General features: G+C 56.7%; 20 protein-coding genes. 6 read left to right on the forward strand and 14 right to left on the reverse strand.

Annotated elements, in window-relative coordinates; all coding sequences use genetic code 11:
- Positions 1–86 precede the first annotated feature (86 nt).
- Positions 87–401, forward strand: coding sequence for a pyrimidine/purine nucleoside phosphorylase (ppnP, locus tag NQT62_RS08230; RefSeq protein WP_256764191.1), 315 nt, complete (start codon positions 87–89; stop codon positions 399–401).
- Positions 402–406: 5 nt separating this feature from the next.
- Entirely contained in the window at positions 407–871 is a 465-nt protein-coding gene (locus NQT62_RS08235) for a DUF3828 domain-containing protein (protein WP_256764439.1), read from the forward strand.
- Between the two features lie 32 nt (positions 872–903).
- Here NQT62_RS08235 and NQT62_RS08240 read toward each other — a convergent pair whose 3' ends face one another.
- From NQT62_RS08240 to NQT62_RS08290, 11 genes are all read right to left on the reverse strand, one after another.
- Positions 904–1,680, reverse strand: coding sequence for a ferredoxin--NADP reductase (locus NQT62_RS08240; RefSeq protein WP_256764192.1), 777 nt, complete (start codon positions 1,678–1,680; stop codon positions 904–906).
- On the reverse strand, positions 1,677–2,009 hold the full coding sequence (locus NQT62_RS08245; protein ID WP_256764193.1) for a gamma-butyrobetaine hydroxylase-like domain-containing protein: 333 nt from the start codon (positions 2,007–2,009) through the stop codon (positions 1,677–1,679). Before NQT62_RS08245 ends, NQT62_RS08240 begins: the two co-directional genes overlap by 4 nt.
- Positions 2,006–2,875 (reverse strand): ABC transporter ATP-binding protein, encoded by an 870-nt coding sequence (locus NQT62_RS08250; protein ID WP_256764194.1) that lies wholly within the window; start codon positions 2,873–2,875, stop codon positions 2,006–2,008. The genes NQT62_RS08245 and NQT62_RS08250 overlap by 4 nt, the downstream gene beginning before the upstream one ends.
- Positions 2,872–3,879 (reverse strand): ABC transporter permease, encoded by a 1,008-nt coding sequence (locus NQT62_RS08255; RefSeq protein ID WP_256764195.1) that lies wholly within the window; start codon positions 3,877–3,879, stop codon positions 2,872–2,874. Before NQT62_RS08255 ends, NQT62_RS08250 begins: the two co-directional genes overlap by 4 nt.
- A gap of 25 nt (positions 3,880–3,904) precedes the next feature.
- On the reverse strand, positions 3,905–5,350 hold the full coding sequence (locus NQT62_RS08260) for an ABC transporter substrate-binding protein (protein WP_256764196.1): 1,446 nt from the start codon (positions 5,348–5,350) through the stop codon (positions 3,905–3,907).
- 89 nt (positions 5,351–5,439) lie between these two features.
- Entirely contained in the window at positions 5,440–5,784 is a 345-nt protein-coding gene (gene fdxA / locus NQT62_RS08265) for a ferredoxin FdxA (protein WP_256764197.1), read from the reverse strand.
- Positions 5,781–6,743: a HEAT repeat domain-containing protein gene (locus NQT62_RS08270; protein WP_256764198.1), complete on the reverse strand. Its 963-nt coding sequence runs from the start codon at positions 6,741–6,743 to the stop codon at positions 5,781–5,783. The genes fdxA and NQT62_RS08270 overlap by 4 nt, the downstream gene beginning before the upstream one ends.
- An 8-nt stretch (positions 6,744–6,751) precedes the next feature.
- A complete protein-coding gene (locus NQT62_RS08275; RefSeq protein WP_256764200.1) occupies positions 6,752–6,985 on the reverse strand; it encodes a 4Fe-4S dicluster domain-containing protein in 234 nt (77 codons plus the stop codon).
- A gap of 57 nt (positions 6,986–7,042) precedes the next feature.
- On the reverse strand, positions 7,043–8,767 hold the full coding sequence (locus NQT62_RS08280) for a fumarate reductase/succinate dehydrogenase flavoprotein subunit (protein WP_256764201.1): 1,725 nt from the start codon (positions 8,765–8,767) through the stop codon (positions 7,043–7,045).
- Between the two features lie 12 nt (positions 8,768–8,779).
- Positions 8,780–9,541 carry a GntR family transcriptional regulator gene (locus NQT62_RS08285; RefSeq protein WP_256764202.1) on the reverse strand — a complete coding sequence of 254 codons (762 nt, stop codon included), beginning with the start codon at positions 9,539–9,541 and terminating at the stop codon, positions 8,780–8,782.
- A 59-nt stretch (positions 9,542–9,600) separates the two neighbouring features.
- Entirely contained in the window at positions 9,601–10,620 is a 1,020-nt protein-coding gene (locus NQT62_RS08290; protein WP_256764203.1) for a YeiH family protein, read from the reverse strand.
- A gap of 100 nt (positions 10,621–10,720) precedes the next feature.
- Here NQT62_RS08290 and NQT62_RS08295 point away from each other — a divergent pair, with 100 nt between their 5' ends.
- The gene (locus NQT62_RS08295; RefSeq protein WP_256764204.1) at positions 10,721–11,608 is read left to right on the forward strand and encodes a LysR substrate-binding domain-containing protein; all 888 of its coding nucleotides are present in this window, start codon (positions 10,721–10,723) and stop codon (positions 11,606–11,608) included.
- Here NQT62_RS08295 and NQT62_RS08300 read toward each other — a convergent pair.
- Complete coding sequence (locus NQT62_RS08300) at positions 11,593–12,111, reverse strand: RcnB family protein (RefSeq protein WP_256764205.1); 519 nt, start codon at positions 12,109–12,111, stop codon at positions 11,593–11,595. The two genes, NQT62_RS08295 and NQT62_RS08300, sit on opposite strands and share 16 nt — an antisense overlap.
- A 137-nt stretch (positions 12,112–12,248) precedes the next feature.
- Here NQT62_RS08300 and senA point away from each other — a divergent pair, with 137 nt between their 5' ends.
- Together senA and NQT62_RS08310 are read left to right on the forward strand one after the other, a co-directional pair.
- Positions 12,249–13,556, forward strand: a complete 1,308-nt coding sequence (gene senA, locus NQT62_RS08305) for a selenoneine synthase SenA (RefSeq protein ID WP_256764206.1) — start codon at positions 12,249–12,251, stop codon at positions 13,554–13,556.
- Positions 13,516–14,634, forward strand: coding sequence for an NAD(P)H-dependent flavin oxidoreductase (locus tag NQT62_RS08310; RefSeq protein ID WP_256764207.1), 1,119 nt, complete (start codon positions 13,516–13,518; stop codon positions 14,632–14,634). Before senA ends, NQT62_RS08310 begins: the two co-directional genes overlap by 41 nt.
- A 10-nt stretch (positions 14,635–14,644) precedes the next feature.
- Here NQT62_RS08310 and NQT62_RS08315 read toward each other — a convergent pair whose 3' ends face one another.
- The gene (locus NQT62_RS08315) at positions 14,645–15,628 is read right to left on the reverse strand and encodes a TerC family protein (protein ID WP_256764208.1); all 984 of its coding nucleotides are present in this window, start codon (positions 15,626–15,628) and stop codon (positions 14,645–14,647) included.
- A gap of 167 nt (positions 15,629–15,795) precedes the next feature.
- On the opposite strand from NQT62_RS08315, the gene NQT62_RS08320 reads away from it, so the two are divergent.
- Positions 15,796–16,974, forward strand: a complete 1,179-nt coding sequence (locus tag NQT62_RS08320) for a hydroxymethylglutaryl-CoA reductase (RefSeq protein ID WP_256764209.1) — start codon at positions 15,796–15,798, stop codon at positions 16,972–16,974.
- 29 nt (positions 16,975–17,003) lie between these two features.
- Here the strand turns inward: NQT62_RS08320 and NQT62_RS08325 are convergent, their stop codons facing one another.
- Positions 17,004–17,831, reverse strand: a complete 828-nt coding sequence (locus NQT62_RS08325; protein ID WP_256764210.1) for an alpha/beta fold hydrolase — start codon at positions 17,829–17,831, stop codon at positions 17,004–17,006.
- Positions 17,832–17,838: the final 7 nt, after the last annotated feature.

The following is a 17,838-nucleotide window of genomic DNA, read 5'->3' on the forward strand; positions in this document are numbered from 1 at the left end:
CCGCCTGAATTGTTCAGGTCTGTGTGTTGTGGCCTGAATTTTCAGGCATCATTTCGCCATTCTAAATGCACACACAGGATTGCAACATGAGCCAATTTGAAAACGTGACCGTGGTCAAAGCCGCCAACATCTACTTTGACGGCAAAGTGAGCAGCCGCACCGTGCTGTTTGCCGATGGCAGCAAAAAAACCCTGGGCCTGATGCTGCCCGGTGAGTACGAGTTCGGTACGTCTGAAAAAGAAATCATGGAAATTCTGGCCGGCGAACTGGACGTGTGCCTGCCCGGTACAGGCTGGCAAGCCATTCAGGGCGGCCAGTCCTTTGAAGTGCCAGCCGATGCCAAGTTCCAGTTGAAGGTGAAAACCCCCACCGACTACTGCTGCAGCTATTTGGGCAAATAAGCTTGGTGGCACCGTTCAAGCCCAGCCATCCGCGCTGGGCGCTTTACGCAATGTTGGGGTTGGGGGCTTGCTCGCCTTCAACACCCCAGGAACAGGCGCAGGCGCTGGTAGATACGTATTTGTCAGCCCAATCAGCGGATTCCAGCATCAACCGTACAGACGTCGTCTATTCCAAAGCCCTTCGCGTGCTGATCAAAAAAGATCAAACGTCGGCGGGCCCAGGCGAAGTCGGACGACTGGACTTTGAACCGCTGTGCAACTGCCAGGACACCGGTGCCATTCAAAGCGTGACCATTGCAGATGCAGACGGTAAACCTTCTCAGTGGTTGACGCTTCAAATTGCGTGGCAAGACCAATCACCCACCACGCCGATTCTTCTACACTTTATTCAGGAAGATGGGCAGTGGCGGGTTGATGAAGTGGTCTCCAGTGACATACCCAGCCTGCGCACCTTCCTGTCAGCCCCTTGATCGGCCTTATTTCTCAAACTCATTTTTCCACCTCATTTTTCCACAAAAGCCCGCTCAATCACATAATCGCCCCGCTCGCCTTGCCGGGGGCTGATCTTGAACCCACGCTCATCCAGAATGCGGCAACTGTCGGTCAGCATGCTCGGACTGCCACAGATCATGGCGCGGTCTTTCGCTGCGTCCAAGCCATCCAGCTTCAGGTCGTCAAACAGCTTGCCACTCACGATGAGGTCGGTCAGGCGGCCACGGTTTCTGTAGGGCTCCCGGGTCACCGTGGGGTAGTACAGCAGCCGCTCCTGCACCAGCTCGCCGATAAACTCCTGCCGAGGCAACTCTTGCTGAATAAAGTCTGAGTACGCCAATTCACTGACTGTTCTCACCCCGTGGATCAGCACCACTTTGTCAAAACGCTCATAGGTGTCGGGGTCGCGAATGATGCTCATGAACGGGGCCAAACCAGTGCCCGTTGCCAGCAAATACAGGTTTCGACCGTCATTAAGGTCGTCAATCACCAGCGTGCCCACTGGCTTTTGGCCCACAATCAATTGGTCACCGGGCTTTAAATGCTGCAATTTGGACGTTAAAGGCCCATCGGGTACCTTGATGCTCAAAAATTCCAAATGCTCTTCGTAATTGGCACTGGCAATGCTGTAGGCCCGCAACAGCGGTTTGCCATCCTGTTCCAGACCAATCATCACGAAATGCCCGTTGCGAAACCGCAAGCCCGGGTTGCGCGATGTTTTAAAGCTGAACAAGGACTCATTCCAGTGGTGCACTTCCAGCACGGTTTCTTTGGCTAAACTGCTCATGGTGTTTCTCCGGTGTATGCAAGGCTTGTGCACTCGGCCAGCTCATGGAGATAGGCCCAAGGGTAAATGCCCCGCTGATGTCCATCATCAAATGTAAAGGTGAGTGCATAGTGACCCACCACATCCAGTTGCTGTATACGCACCCTGTGCTCGGGCTCAAGCCGTGAGCCCGATCGTTGTAGCGCGATACATTCAGAACAACGGCAGGCCTGACGAATCAGTGCATGCGGTATGTCGCTTTGTGTACCGTCGCCCCAGCTCAAGCTCAGGAAACCCGCTTGCTGGTGATTGACCACCTTGGTGGGCGGCAGGTTGTGAAACCCGTTCATCGCAAAGCCTCCACACCCTCCTGGCCCAAATGCCAGCTGGCCGACAAACTGTTGGCATCCAGCTCTCCGCCCATGGCAGCCAGGCTTTCTTCCCGAATCAGGCTCTTGAGTTGACGGTGCAACGCGGTGAACACGGGCGAGGCCGTCATGGTCGGGGTTCGCGGGCGCGGCAAATCCACCGGTATTTCAGCCTTGATTCGCCCGGGTCGGGCAGTCATGACATACACCCGATCGGACAGAAAAATGGCTTCTTCGATGTCATGGGTAATGAAGAGCACTGAGATTTTCCACTGCTGCCACATGTGGGTCAGAATTTCCTGCATCACCACCCGGGTTTGCGAATCCAGCGCACCAAACGGTTCGTCCATCAACAATACCCGGGGGCCGGTGGCCAGTGCCCGAACAATGCCCACGCGTTGCTTCATGCCACCCGACAACTGGTCCGGGTAATGGTTCTCAAAGGGCAGCAAACCGGCCAAGCCCAACAGCGTGCGGGCTTTGGTTTCACGTTCATGACGCGACATCCCCTGAAGCTTCAAACCAAACTCCACGTTTTCGCGAACCTTCAACCAGGGAAAGAGCGAATACTGCTGAAACACCACGCCCCGCTCGGCGGATGGCCCGGCAATGGATTTTCCATCCATGGTGACCACACCGGAATCGGGCTTGAGAAAACCCGCCACAATGTTGAGCAAGGTGGACTTTCCACACCCGGATGGGCCCACCACGGACACGAATTCGCCAGGTTCAACATGCAGCGACACATCCGATACCGCCGTGAACTGGCTGCCTTGTTGGGTGAAGGTCACCTGAATATGCTGCAGGTCAATGTGGCCTGTGGCCAATGATTCATCTCGTGCATTCATCGCTCACTCCCTTTTCCAGCCAGACTCACCCAGGGCATCAACAGTCGCGACACCCACACAATCGCGCCACTGCACAACAGGCCCAGTACCCCGATCACCACCATGCCCAACACAATGTTGGGATACTCAATCAAGGAATAGGCCTCCCAGGTGAAGTAGCCCACGCCGAACTGGCCGGAAATCATTTCCGCAGCGATCAGCGACACCCAGGCCACACCCATGCCCACGGCCAAACCGGTGAACACGCTGGGCAATGCCGCTGGCAACACCACCTTGGTCAGCACCGTGAACTCGCTGGCCCCCAACGCCTGTGCAGCACGCAGCAACACCGGGTCGACTCCCTTCACACCCGCCATGGTGTTCATGAAGATGGGAAAGAACGCACCAATGAACGTGATGAACACAATGCTGGTTTCGGTGGTGGGCCACAACATGATCGAGATGGGTACCCAGGCAATGGCGGGAATGGGCCGCAAAACTTCAAGCGCTGGAAACAACAAACCCCGGAGTATTTTGAAACGACCGCACACCAAGCCCAACATCACCCCAAGCAGCGTTGCAATCGCAAAGCCTTCCAGAATGCGCTTCACGCTCATGCCAATGTTGGTTTGAAACCGGTGGTCACCCGCCATGCTGACAAAGTTGGTGAACACGGCTTCAGGCGATGGCACATTGGTGAAGCGAATGTAGAAGTTCCACTTGTAAAGGGTGGCCAAGTGCCAGAACAGCAACAGGGCAGAAATGGATACGGCTGCCAACAGCACGCTCACCATCTGCTTGCGAATGACCATGGCCGCGCGGGCACCCAGCCCCAGCGCTTGCACAGGGGCACTGGGTGTGCTGGTTTTCAAGCTGAAGCTTGAGCTTGCGCCGCCCCCTTCCACGGCCACCAATGCCGGCGTGTTTTCACTGCTTGCCGAATTGGCCCCGGTGGCATCAACCACAGCCACCGGGGCATACTCCTTCGCAGCTTTCGTCTGAATTCCAAGAATGCTCGCCATCATGATTTCTCCGCAAGGTGGGTGAATGTTATTTCTCAGCCAGTGCCAAGGCGTCCGGGTACAAGCCAACCTTTCCGCCCACTTTGGCTGCATAGGCTTCGGCATCTTTTTTCAGCAGGAAGGGGGTGATATCTGCACCGCCCTTTCCACCAACTTTCAAGGCGTAATAAGCCTTGTCTGCAAACACCTTGATGCGCATGCTTTGATCGTAGACATAAGCCACACCAATCTTCTTGCCGGCACTCTCTGCTTTCTTGATGGCTGCCAAGGTGCAATTGGCCGACTTGTAAGCGGTGATGGCACCGCCTTCAATCCACACTTCGCCCGCCTGTCGGGGATTCAAAATATCGCCGCCACACAGGGGGTCCTTTCCACTGATTTCGTAATTGCTTTGGCTCAGCTTCTGCTTGTCGTAATCCAGCTTCAAGTCCGCAAAGGCCTGCTTGAGGTAACTTTCATCCACCCACGCGTCTGCATCAAAGTCCTTCACACGGCCCATCCGCTTCAATACACCATGGTCATACTTCACGGTTTGAACCCAGCGGGGCTTGATGGTGGGGTCCAGCGTGTGGATGCCACCGGGGCCCAGGAACATGTAGACCACTTCCTTTTCAACCCGGGTCCATTGCTCGATTTTTTCAGCCGCCTGTACCGGGTTTTTTCGCACCCAATTGTTGGCCTCCATCAAGGCCTTTAAATAGGCCACCACAAACTCGGGGTATTTTTTGGCAAAGTCTTCACGCACCACCACGCCATGGAACGTCGGCACTCGGGTTTCAGCGCCGTCAAAAATTTTGCGGGCAAAACCGCGATACGGCAGCAACTCGGCAAAGGGCACAAAGTCTGCATGGCCATCAATGCGCTTTTCCTGCAAGCTGGATGTACCCACCTCCGGGCTTTGGCTCGACAGCTCAAAATCCTCGGGCTTCAAGCCACGGTCTTCCATCGCTTTGAGCAACATGCCGTGGGCTGCAGACCCAAATGGCACAGACACCTTTTTGCCCTTGAGATCCATCAGGTCGTAATACGGTGAGTCTTTGTGAACCACAATCCCATTGCCAGCCCCATCGGCATTGTAGGCAATGATGGCAATCAAGCGGCTGCGGGTTTCGTTGCTGGCCTGGAAGGTAGCGCCATTCACGAGCAAGGGGTAATCGCCCATCATGCCGATCTGCAAGGTGTTGGCCACCATGCCATTGGTCACGGGTGGCCCGGATGTAAAGTTCTGCCATTCGATCTTGAACTGGGTGTTTTTGTATTTCGGGATTTTGGCCAGTTCTTTGTCGAGCAGGCCCAATTCCTTGATTACCACACCACCGGTGACGGTGTTGGTGGTGGTGTTTTGTGTACCAATACCCACGGTGACCACATCGGCCCAAGCGGTCAGCGGAATGGCGCACGCCAGCACCATGGCTGAAGTGACGTTGATGAGACCGCGCAGGGCGGCGTTGCGTGTGTCTGTTCCTGGTTTCATGTCAACTATCCTTGTGTTGCGTTTGTTGTTGAACACTGCGTTGTGTGGTGGATGACAGTTGAATGAATGGAAGAATGTGCACGGTCAATTCAGGCTTGGGTTTGTGGACACTCCTCTTCCAGGTACTGCAGTTTTCCTTTCACATCGGCCCATTGCTCAGCGTCGGACAGTGGTTCCTTGGCGGCATTGATGACAGGCCATTGCTGTGCCAGTCGGGCGTTGATGGCCACAAACGCTTGCTGGTCTACCGGCAAATCCGCTTCTTCATAAATGGCACTGGCCGGGCACTCGGGCACGCACACGCCGCAGTCAATGCAACCAGCGGGGTCGATGACCAAAAAATTGGGCCCTTCATGAAAACAATCCACCGGGCACACCGACACGCAATCGGTGTATTTGCAGCGGATGCAGGCTTCTGTCACAACGAAAGTCATGGCCGTTCTCCCGAGTTGTGTTGAAGGGTGATATTGGTCAGTGCCAGGCGCGCCAGCTTGCGTACATCAGGGTCAGCATCGTCCAGCGCTTTTTCCAGGGCAGGAATGGCCCGAGTGTCACCGATTTCACCCAATGCGATGGCCGCTTCCTTGCGCAGGTTGCTCACCGTGTCGGTCAGGGCTTCCACCAAAGCAGGCAGTGCCGACAAGGCCTTGAACCAACCCAAAGCCCGCGCCGCGCGCACCCGCACCTGCCAGTAGTCATCCTTCAGCGCGGCAATCAATTCATCGGTGGCCTGCACCATGCGCAGCTTGCCCAGCGTGGCAGCCGCTTCTTCGCGCACCATCCAGACCGAGTCACCCAGCGCGCGCACCAGTGACGGCACTGCGCTTACCTCGGTGCTATAGGCCAAGGCACCCACTGCGATTCGCCGCACCTCCCCATCCGGATCATGCGCTGCCACTTCAGCCAAATGGCCAATGGCATCGGTGCGCTTCAAGTAACCCAGTACGCCCACAGCTTCACGGCGCACAGCAGGATCCGGGTCTTTCAGCTGCCCCAGTGCAGGCGCATAGGCTTCATCCACCCGCAAGGCCCGCACGGCCTTCAAGGCGGCAGCCCGAACGCCTGGGTCCGCATGGGTCAAAAACGGAATCAGGGGTGCGGCAGATTCGGATTCTTTCAGTTCCGCCAGCACGGTGGATGTGGCCTCACGAACCTCCGCATCTGCATCCAGCAGGCATTGGGCCAAGGCGGTGACGGTCTCCAGGTCTTCAAACCCTTCCAATGCTTTAACAGCCTCCATGCGCACCGAAGCATCCGGGTCCTTCAGCATGGGTTGAAGCAATAGCTCAATGTCGTCCTCGTCGCTATATGGCAAATCAATCACGGCCAGCCTGCGCACCGCAGCGTCTGGGCTCACAAGGCGAGCCTGCATGTCCATTAGATCAGTACTCATGGCAGGCCTCAGCGCAACAGAAATGGAATGTCAACATGGATGGCGCTGGTGGGGCAGTCTGTCTCACAGGGCAGGCAATACCAGCATTCGTCAAACTTCATGAAAGCCTTGCCTGTTACATGGTCGATGGCCAGCACATCCAGCGGGCACACATCCACGCACACGGTGCAGCCTTTCTCGGCGATGCACTTGTCGTTGTCTACTTTGACCGGTACCTGGGTCAGGGTTGTTGCCAATGTCATGGTTCACCTCATCGGTTCAATCGGTTGTACAGCATCAGTTCGTGTGCCAGCTTTTTATCAAGCCGCCTCACCCACCACCCGCAAGCGCTGGTAGGCGTTCCTTTCTGCCTCGTCAATGGGCACGATGTAGGGCTCAATGTCTTTTTTCTTCATCGACATTTCACCTTGTGCGTTTTTGTACAGCAGGGTGTGGCAGAACCAGTTGGCATCGTCACGGTCCGGGTGATCCACGTTGAAGTGGTACAGCCCCCAACGGCTTTCGGTTCGATACAGCGACGACACAGCCGCCATCTCTGCGCAATCCAGAATGGAGGTGGCTTCCATCGCCCGCATCAATTCGTGCGGGTTGGTGGCCACCATGGCTTTCAGGTCATCGCGCACTTCCTGCAAGCGGCGCAGGCCGATCTGGTATTTGCGGGTCACCTTGGGCGGCTGCAGGTAGTCATTCACCAAGCGGCGTGTCTTGAATTCAATCTGATAAGGAGTCAGGCCCGAGGTGCGCAACAAGGGGGCTTCAATGCGGTCGTGTTCAGCCTGTATCTGGCTTTCATCCACCGGTGCAAAGTCGATGGTGGCGCAGTAGTCGGCGGCATTTTGGCCGCAAATTTTGCCGTACACAAACGCGCCCAACATGTAGTTGTGTGGCACGCTGGCGCAGTCACCGGCTGCGTACAATCCCGGAATGGATGCTTCACCACGGGCGTTGATCCAGATACCCGATGCACTGTGGCCGCTGCAAAAACCGATTTCGGAAATGTGCATTTCAATCATTTCCTTGCGGTAATCATTGCCCCGCCCTTCATGGAACCGCCCACGGCTGGGCCGCTCGTTGGTGTGCAAAATGGTTTCAATTTCACCAATGGTTTCTTCGGCCAAATGGTCCAGTTTGAGGAACACAGGCCCGTTGCCACTTTGTAGCTCGCGATAAAACTCCAGCATCATCTGGCCGCTCCAGTAGTCGCACTCAATGAAGCGTTCGCCCGCCGCGTTGGCGGTGTAGCCACCAAAGGGGCCCGTCACATACGCACAGGCCGGGCCGTTGTAGTCCTTGATCAGCGGGTTGATCTGGAAGCACTCCAGGTTGGCCAGCGCAGCGCCAGCGTGGTAAGCCATGGCATGGCCATCGCCACAGTTGGTGGGGTTTTCATAAGTGCCCATCAGGTAACCGGAGGCCGGTAAACCAATGCGCCCGGCGGCACCGGTGGACACCACAGCCGCTTTGCAACGGATCACATAAAAGTCAGCCGTGCGGCAATCAAACCCCATCACACCGGTTACTTCGCCGTTCGTACCCGTGATCAACCGGGTCACCACCACACGGTTGGTGACCTCCACCCGGGTGCGTTTCAACTGGCGATACAACACGCGCTTCATGTGGTGGCCTTCCGGCATGGGCAACACATAGCTGCCCAAGTGGTGCACCTTGCGCACCGAGTAATCTCCAGTCTCGTCCTTTTCGAACTTCACGCCCCACTTGTCGAGCTCCTGAATCATGTCGAAGCTGTTGGCGGCATACGCCATCACTCCTTCCTGGTCCACAATGCCATCATTGGCAATCGTGATTTCCTTCACATATTGTTCGGCCGTGGCGTGGCCGGGAATCACCGCGTTGTTCAAGCCGTCCATGCCCATGGAAATCGCACCGCTGCGCTTCACATTCGCTTTGTCGATCAACAACACCTTCAGCTTCGGGTTTTTCTCCTTGGCTTTCACAGCGGCCATCGGGCCGCCAGTTCCACCACCAATCACCACCAAGTCGTATTCCAGATCAATCCGTTTCATGTTTCACCTCGCTCAGGACCGGTTGATTCGCAAGCGATACTGGAATGCATCGCCCCTCAAATACAGGTATTCAAAATCGAGGGGCACTTCACCAGCATGGGTCAAACGCTCCATGCGCAGCAAGGCACTACCCTCGTTCACTCGCAATTGATGTGCCAGCGTTTCGTCGGCTGTGATGGCCTCAATCTGCAGGTCGGCATGGGTCAGGTTGTGACCCAAATCATTTTCCAGAATGGCAAACACATCCCGCACGGCCAAGTCTTCCTGAACCAGTCGTTCGCCCAAGGTTTGGGGGAAATAACTCACATCCAGCGACAGTGGTTCGCGATTCAGAAACCGCAAGCGCTGAAGCTCAAACACCGGTTCACCCGGCTTGATGTGCAGCCGACTGGCCACCTGCACCGTGGCGGCGACCACTTTGGCGCTCAGCACCCGGGCATGGGTTTCGTAACCCGACTGGCCCATGGCCTCGTTGAAACCCTGTAATTTGGACAGACTTTGAAACGCTTTGGGTTTGGACACAAAGCTGCCCTTGCCCATCACCTTGAAAATCAGACCTTCTTTTTGAAGATCACCCAAAGCCTGCCGCACGGTGATGCGGCTCACGCCGTACTGCCGAATCATTTGCGCCTCGGAAGGCATTTGCGAATGGGGCGGGTAGGTGCCATCCAGAATTTGCTCCCGGAGCGCTTCTCGCACCTGCGTGTACAGGGGCATGTTGACGACGGAGTTCGTCAGTGGAACCACCTGGGAAGACGCTGTTGAATCCTTCATCACCACCCCGCTGCACCATACTTGTTATGACAGGTTATGACATGCAAATGCCGTGCCAATCATGTTGCACTGCACTGGTGCGCCAGCACCCCACCGATTACCCACAATTGCGCGCACAGGGCAGCACCCAGCACCCACACTTTCCAGCCTGCCGACTTCAAGTCGCTCCAGCGAGTGGACAGCCCAAGTGCCGCCAAACCCAACGCCAAAGCGCATTGCGCGATCGGGTTCAACCAGACCATGACCGATGCAGGCACCCAAGCCATGGAATTCAGCAACACAGCCAATACAAACCCCCACAGGAAAACCGGCACACGGGTGTTGGTCGCCGACTGGCCCTCGAATGGTGCAGCGCGCAACACCACAACCAGGGCCGGTGCCAACAAAAAAACCCGCATCATTTTGTCCAGCACCGCCACCGGTGCACTGTGCGCGCCCACAAACTGTGCAGCAGCCACCACGTGCCCCATTTCGTGAATGGACAAGCCGAACCAGGCACCGGCCTGCACATCGCTCCACTGCCAATGCACCGCCAGCCAGGGCAAAGCCACCATACTGACCATGCCAAACACCAAGGCAGTGGCCAAGGCAGCCGCCGTCTCATCACTGCGCCCTTTCCAGCCCGACTCGGTGGCTGCAATGGCTGCTGCGCCGCAAATGGCACTGCCCATACCCACCAGCAAGCGCTGACGGGGCGACAAACCCAGCCACCGCCCCAACACCTGAGCAGTGCCCAAGGTGCTCACCACCATCAGTACGGCCGAGGCCATGCCCCACACACCCAGCCCCAACACTTCCGACAAACTGATTTGAAAGCCAAAGAGGGCAAGCCCGGTGCGCAATGCGGTGGTTTTGCACCAGCGCAGCCCTGGATCGCTCGCCGCTGGTGCGGGCAAACCGCTATTGGCCCACAACACGCCCAAGGCCATCACCAGCGGCAACAGGCCCAAGCCGAGCGATTGCGCCTTGAAAGGCACCGCCAACAGCCAAGCCAGCGCTGTCAATGCCGCACACAACAGGATGCCCGTGAACCCCCGCAGGGTGAACCGGCTCTCAATCGGCTGGGAAATAACACGCATGGTTGCCTGGGTTTAAAGTAACGCTCAAGTCACATCATGGTGATTTTTTAATCATTCTTGTAGATAATGATTTTTACTTATTCATTACTTTGAGTTATACATGAACCTACACTTGTTGAAATTGTTTGTGATGGCGGTTCGAGAGCAAGGCTTTACACGGGCTGCTGATGCGCTGCAACTCACACAGCCAGCCGTGTCCAAGGGGGTGCGGGAGCTGGAAGAGCAATTGGGAACCACACTGCTGGAGCGGCAAGGCAAGCGCTTTCGAACCACCGAAGCAGGCCAGGTGCTGTACGACTACGGACGGGCCTTGCTGGCCATTGAACGGGAGGCTTCCGAGGTGTTGCGAGGTTTTCGGAACCTGCAGCGTGGCACGCTGGTGATTGGTGCCAGCACCACGGTGGCCGATTACTGGCTGCCCGCCATCATCGGAATGTTTTTAAATCGATACCCAACCATAGAACTGAAACTGCGCAGCGCCAATACCGACACCGTGCGCAACTGGTTGCTCGATTGTTCGATTGATGTCGCTCTGGTTGAGGGTGCCATTCACGACCCTGCCGTGGAAAGTCGCCCTTGGCGAACCGAGGACATGGTTTTGATTGCACCGGCTCAACCGGCACAAACCAGCAAACGGCTGAATCTGGAAGAAAGCCTCTGGATGGTACGCGAACCTGGTTCTGGCAGTCGCGAAGCGGCTGAGCAAGCCCTGCATGAATTGGGCATTGAGCGCCCCAAGCTGGTGGAGCTCAACAGCAATGAAGCCATTTTGCACACCGTGGCGGCGGGCTGTGGGGTGGGGGTGGTTCCAAAAATCATGGCTCGGGATGCCTTGGCTTTGAAACGGGTTCGCCGCCTGCACCCGGCTGGTGTGCAATTGAAGCGAACCCTGTACCGCTTGCGGCTACCCAACAGGCCTCAAAGCAATGCTGCATTGGCCTTTGAAGCGCTGTTGGGGGAGTTGAGCCGACCTCAAAAAATATCCTGAACAGCATCCACCACAATGGATGTACCCACCGCAATCAGCAGCAGGTCTGCACCCATTTGCACATATTTGTGCCCCGCAGGTGGCGCAGGCAGGCGAATTCGCAGTTCATTGGGCACATCGTAGTAACGCAGGTCGCGTGGCAGGGCCTGGCCTTTGTGCCACTTGCGAGCCTGACCGGGTGGCTGGCAACCATTGCCTTTCTTGGCCAGTCCGGGGGGACAATGGCCTTTGGCCGCCTGACCGCCGTAATAATCGCGAACCGTGCGAATATCCGCGCCACCAAAACTGAAGTTAATCGATGCATTGATGCCGCCCGAATCACGGCCACCACGGTCTCGGTAGCGGTCGTTGTCGTCACCGCGCCGGTCCTCCTGTTGATCGCCCCGGTCTTTGTGCTTGCCATGTCCATGGCCTTTCTCTGGTTTGTCGGCATAGGCCATGCCCACCATCATGCCCAGGCCGAGCAGACCTGCTGCCGCCAATCGAATGCTTGAGTGCTTCATGGGTCGTGATCCTTTACAAATGGTTTTGTTGTTTCAGTCGATGGTTACACTGCAATTCAATTGTAAGCCAGTGCGTGAAATGAATGCGCCTATAATGCAGGCATCAGCGCCGCCATGGCGCCCATCGCTTGATTGCCATGAACAACCCCACCAGCCTGCTGACCTACCTCAGGTCCAGCCGTGACAACACGCTGGCTTTGATCAACAGCCTGAGCGCCGAACAATTGCAGGTGCCCTATCACCCCGGCATCAATCCCCCGGTGTGGGAAATGGGCCATGCGGCATTTTTCTTTGAGCGCTTTCTTTTTCAAATTCTGGACAAGGCACCCTCGGTCAACCCCGCACTGGACGACATTTGGGACTCGTTTGAACTGGCCCATGACGACCGTTGGAATCCCGGTTTATTCCCCAACAAAGTCGAGACCGAGGCTTATTTCAATTTCATTCTGAACAAAGTCGAAAACCGCATTCAGTCCAAACCCCTGACAGCTGAGGACCTGTACCTCTACAAATACGCCCTCTTCCACCTCAACATGCATGTGGAGTCGTTGATTTGGTGCAGGCAGACCGTGGGATACCCACCACCGCCCAGCGCCCAAGCACCCAGAAGTGAACCCTCGTCGATACCGGTCGCGCTGGGTGATGCCGAAGTTCCGTCGGGCGTTTACCGCATCGGCATGCCAGCACAGTCGGCAGACCATGCCGGTGCCGACTTTTGCTTCGACAACGAGAAACCTGGCTTCTTGAAATCAGTGCGGGGCTTCCACATTTCAAAAACGCTGGTAAGCAATGCGGAGTTTTTGGATTTTGTTGAAGCGGGTGGCTACGAAAACCAAACACTCTGGGGCTTGGGTGGACAGCGCTGGCTTCGCCAACACGCCCTGCAACATCCGCAGTACTGGAAGTGTGAAAACGGCCAGTGGATGGAGCGCCATTTTGATCTGTGGCTGCCCCTGCAACTCGACGCCCCTGTGAAGCATGTCAGCTATTGGGAAGCCCAGGCCTACTGCAAATGGGCTGGTCGAAGACTGCCCACTGAGGCGGAGTGGGAAGTGGCCGCCTTGGGAAATCGGGAGGGTGAGCCGTTCAAAACGCTTCCCTGGGGTCGCGAGATGCAATCCAACCGGGTCGACATGGATGGCACCCACTTTGCCCGCTTGCCGGTGACCGCCCTGTCCGAAGGCGACAGTCCGTTCGGCTGCCGACAAATGATCGGTACGGTGTGGGAATGGACATCCGACCAATTCATGCCTTACAACGGCTTTTCCGTGGACATGTATCCATTCATGTCCACACTGCAGTTTGGTGATCACAAAGTGGTGCGGGGCGGGTCGTGTGCCACCTCGTCCATGTTGATCCGCGGCACCTACCGCCAAGCCTATCTGCCCGAGCGCAATGATGTGTATGTTGGTTTCAGAACCTGCGCCCTGGGTACCCTCTCTTAAATCGTGGTCTTTACGTCAGGACACTTTCATGAAAACCCGCATCACCGAACTGCTGAATATTGAACATCCCATTGTCTGCCCTGGCATGACCTATGTGGCCAACTCCACCCTGGTGGCGGCCACCAGCAATGCGGGTGGTTTGGGTATATTGGCCATTGGCCACCTCACCCCCGACGAAACCCGGGAGGAAATTCGGCGCGTGAAAAGCCTGACCAACAAACCCTTTGGCATTGGTTGCGCCCTGATGATGCCGGGCGCTTGGGATAATCTGGAAATCGCGCTGCAAGAGCAAGTTCCCGTGATCAACTTCTCGCTGGGCAACGGCTCGGAAGTGTGCAAGCGGGTGCATGCCTATGGTGGCAAAGTGATTGCTACCGTGGTGAATGCCAAACACGCATTGGGCGCTGAAAAGGCCGGTGTGGATGCCCTGCTGGTGACCGGCCACGAGGCAGCGGCACACGGCGGGTCGGTTACATCCCTGGTGCTGGTGCCCGCCATTCGCCAAATTACAACATTGCCCATCATTGCTGCAGGCGGTTTCAGCAGCGGAAGCGCTTTGGTTGCAGCGTTGTCGTTGGGTGCCGATGCCGTGGCCATGGGCACACGCTGGGCGGCCACACAGGAAAGCCCGGTGCACGACAACACCAAACAGGCGATTGTGGCCAAAGATGTGTTTTCCACCATTTACTCCGCCAACTTCGACACCCTGCCCTGCCGCGTGATGGACACACCCCATGCCCGGGCAGTGACCAAAAAGCGGTTGTCCTTCGGTCGTGCTTTGGCAAGGGCCTTGAAGGCTGCGCGTGACAATGGCAAATCACTGGTGAGTATTGTGCGCATGGCTTTGCAGCAAGGCCTGAAGGACACCCTGACCCTGACCTTTTTTGGTGCTGCAGTGGGCTCCATTCGCAGGGCCACCATCGATGGCAACTTGAGCAATGGTGTTCAGTTGATTGGTCAGGCACAAGGTTTGGTGCACGACATTCCCACTGTCCAGGCACTGACCGATCGCATCATGAACGAGGCACGGGCCAGCTGTGCCAGCCTGGCCCGTTTTGCAGATCAAGATCTGGTTTAGACCAGGCGGCTTACACCGCGCGTGCTTCCTCCCGGGTCTTCCACAACGAGAACAACACACCGGCCAAAATCAATCCCAAGGTGACGGACAGCGAGAAGGCTGCGGGGATTTTGCCGATGATGTTCACCAGGAAGATCTTGGATCCAATGAACACCAGCACCAAGGCCAAGGCGTACTTCAGGTACTTGAACCGGTGGATCATTTCAGCCAGCGCGAAGTACAAGGCCCGCAAGCCCAGAATCGCAAAGATATTGCTGGTGTAGACAATGAACGGGTCGGTGGTGATCGCAAAAATGGCGGGCACTGAATCGACTGCAAACACCAGGTCCACCAGCTCAATCAACACCAGTGCCAACAGCAACGGCGTGACCCATCGAACGGTTTTTCCGGTGGTCGGGTCAGGCAACTTTACAAAGAAGGCATTCCCATGCAGCTTGTCAGTCACCTTTAAGTGCTTGCGCAAAAACTTCAAAATCGGGTTCTTTGAAATGTCTGGATCATGGTCGGCCATGAACCACATTTTGAAACCCGTGACCACCAGGAAGGCACCGAACAGGTAGAGAATCCAGCTGAACTCTTTCACCAGTGTTGAACCTAAGCCAATCATGAGGGCCCGCAGCACAATCACACCCATCACGCCCCAGAACAACACCCGGTGCTGATACTGACGCGGAATGGCAAAGAATCCAAAAATCAGTGCGATGACAAACACATTGTCCATCGACAGCGATTTTTCAATCATGAAACCGGTCAGGTATTCCATGCCGCTCTGTGGCCCCAGGTACCACCACACCCATGCACCAAACAGCAAACCAGCGGTGATGTAACCCGCCGACAGCAGCAGGCTTTCCCGCACACCGATCTCATGGCTGTCTTTGTGCAGCACCCCCAAGTCCAGTGCCAGCAGGGTGAACACCACCCCCATGAACATCAACCACAACCACACCGCCTGCCCCATAAAGTCCTGGGACAGAACACTCACCACGCTTTCCATGACAGCACTCCAGATTAAAGAATTCCATGGGCGAAGGTTACGGACGCAGTCACTTCGAAACCAGCCGGTTTTGCGGAACCATTGCTTCGGTTTTATCGAACATCGGGCCGTACAGCCTGCACAACTGCCGCTAAGATAGAGAAAACACAACACAACACGAGGACGACATGAGCATTCCGGCACGCCAACCCATTCCACGGCTGGACGACAATTATTCGGAAGAAGCCGCCAGCACCCGTCGGGCATTCCTGACCGCACAGACCGGAGCCAGCCTGCCACACACAGCCCACTATTCCCTGTCACCCGATAGCCTGCGCAACAACACAGAAAACTTTATCGGCGTCGTGCAAATGCCGGTGGGGGTGGCTGGGCCGGTGCTGATCAACGGTGAACATGCACAAGGCTGGTTTTATGTGCCCATGGCCACCACGGAAGGCACACTGGTGGCCAGCTACAGCCGGGGCATGCGGATTGTCTCGGAGTCAGGCGGGGTGAAAACCACCGTGGTGGAAGAGTTCATGCAGCGGGCACCCCTGTTTGAATTTGAGGATGCGCGCGCAGCCAAGCGCTTTCTGGCCTGGGTCGACACCCATGAAGCCGACATTCGTCAAGCTGCAGAATCAACCACCGCGCATGGCAAGCTGATGCACATTCAGCGCTGGCAAATTGCCCGCATGGTGTACACCCGGTTTAACTACACCACTGGCGATGCAGCCGGGCAAAACATGTGCGGCAAAGCCACGCATGCGGCTGCGCAATGGATGCTCAAAAACAGTCCCGAGACCATCACCCACTTTGCACTCAGTGGAGCCACGGAAACTGACAAAAAACACTCCCACATGAACCTGATGCACAGCCGGGGAAAGCGGGTGATTGCCGAAGCAGTGATTCAGCGTGAAGTGCTTCAACGCCTGGCACGCACCACACCCGAGATTGTCTTCAAACAACGCCAACGCAGTGCGATCGGCAACCAACTGGCGGGTTCAGCCTACGGTGGTCCCCATTCCGCCAATGGGATCGCAGCCTTGTTCATTGCCACCGGGCAAGACGAAGCCAATGTGGTGGAAAGCCACGCCGGGTTTGTGTTCATGGACTTGACTGCGGACGGCAACCTGTATTTCTCGGTCACCCTGCCCTCGGTGATTTGTGCCACCCGGGGTGGCGGCACTGGGTTGTCCACGCAGGCCGAGTGTTTGGCGCTGCTGGGTTGCCACGGCGAGGGCAAAGCCAAAAAACTGGCGGAAATTGTGGGGGCCACTGTGCTGGCGGGCGACCTCTCACTGCTGTCAGCCATCATGGCCGATGAATGGGTGTCCTCGCATGACGCCTACGGGCGCAACCGTTGAGCCTGAACCTGTGAAACAGGATGGAGGGCTCACCAGTCCTGCGCCAGAAAACCGGTCACACTGGTCACCACAGCCGGGTCTGACAAAATGCGCCGATGGCCCAAGCCTGGGAATTCCATCAAGCTGGAATTCTGCCAAGCAGCGTGACCGAGGCGCGACCAGCGCACGTCACACACCCGGTCATTGTCGGCATGCACAAACAGGCCCGCATGTTCAAATGCCTGAACCTCATTGGGCAGGTTCAACGCAGGAGCGTCCACCCCACGTTCTGCCAAAATGTCTACAATCCGTTGCAGATCATCGCCTGCAAAGCCGAATTGGGCTGCAATGTGTTCAACAAAGTCCATGTAACGGCCGGGGGGTGAAATCAATACCGAGCGGTCGCAGTGAAGGCCTGTGGACAACGCTTGCACAGTGACTGCGCTACCCACCGAGTGCGAGACGGTTGCATAGACCGGACCCACATGGTCCGCCAGGCGCTGCAATGCTTGCGCGCTGTGCGGGATGCTGGTCCATGCACCACTGGACTCACCGTGTGCGGGAAGGTCCCACAGCACGCACCGGTAACCTGCATCCACCAGCGACTTGACGATGGGCAGCAAGTCGCTTGCAGCGCCTTCCCAGCCATGCGTTAAAACCACCACAGGGCCCAGGCCCACCACCACATAGGCCAGGTTTCCACCACGCCAGGTCAACTGCCGAACAGGCACCCCGTAATCACCCAGAGTGGCTTTCAAGGCACTGGCGCGCGGCGTGAGAATGGCGGTCACAAACTCCTGAAGCTCAGCCTCGCGCAGGGTGTGGGCGATCAGGCCATATTCGGGATCAGCATGGGTATTGCTCAGTGGAGCGTTCATGGCAGTT

Origin of the sequence: Limnobacter humi (genome assembly GCF_024518835.1) — a bacterium.
Lineage (GTDB): Bacteria > Pseudomonadota > Gammaproteobacteria > Burkholderiales > Burkholderiaceae_B > Limnobacter > Limnobacter humi.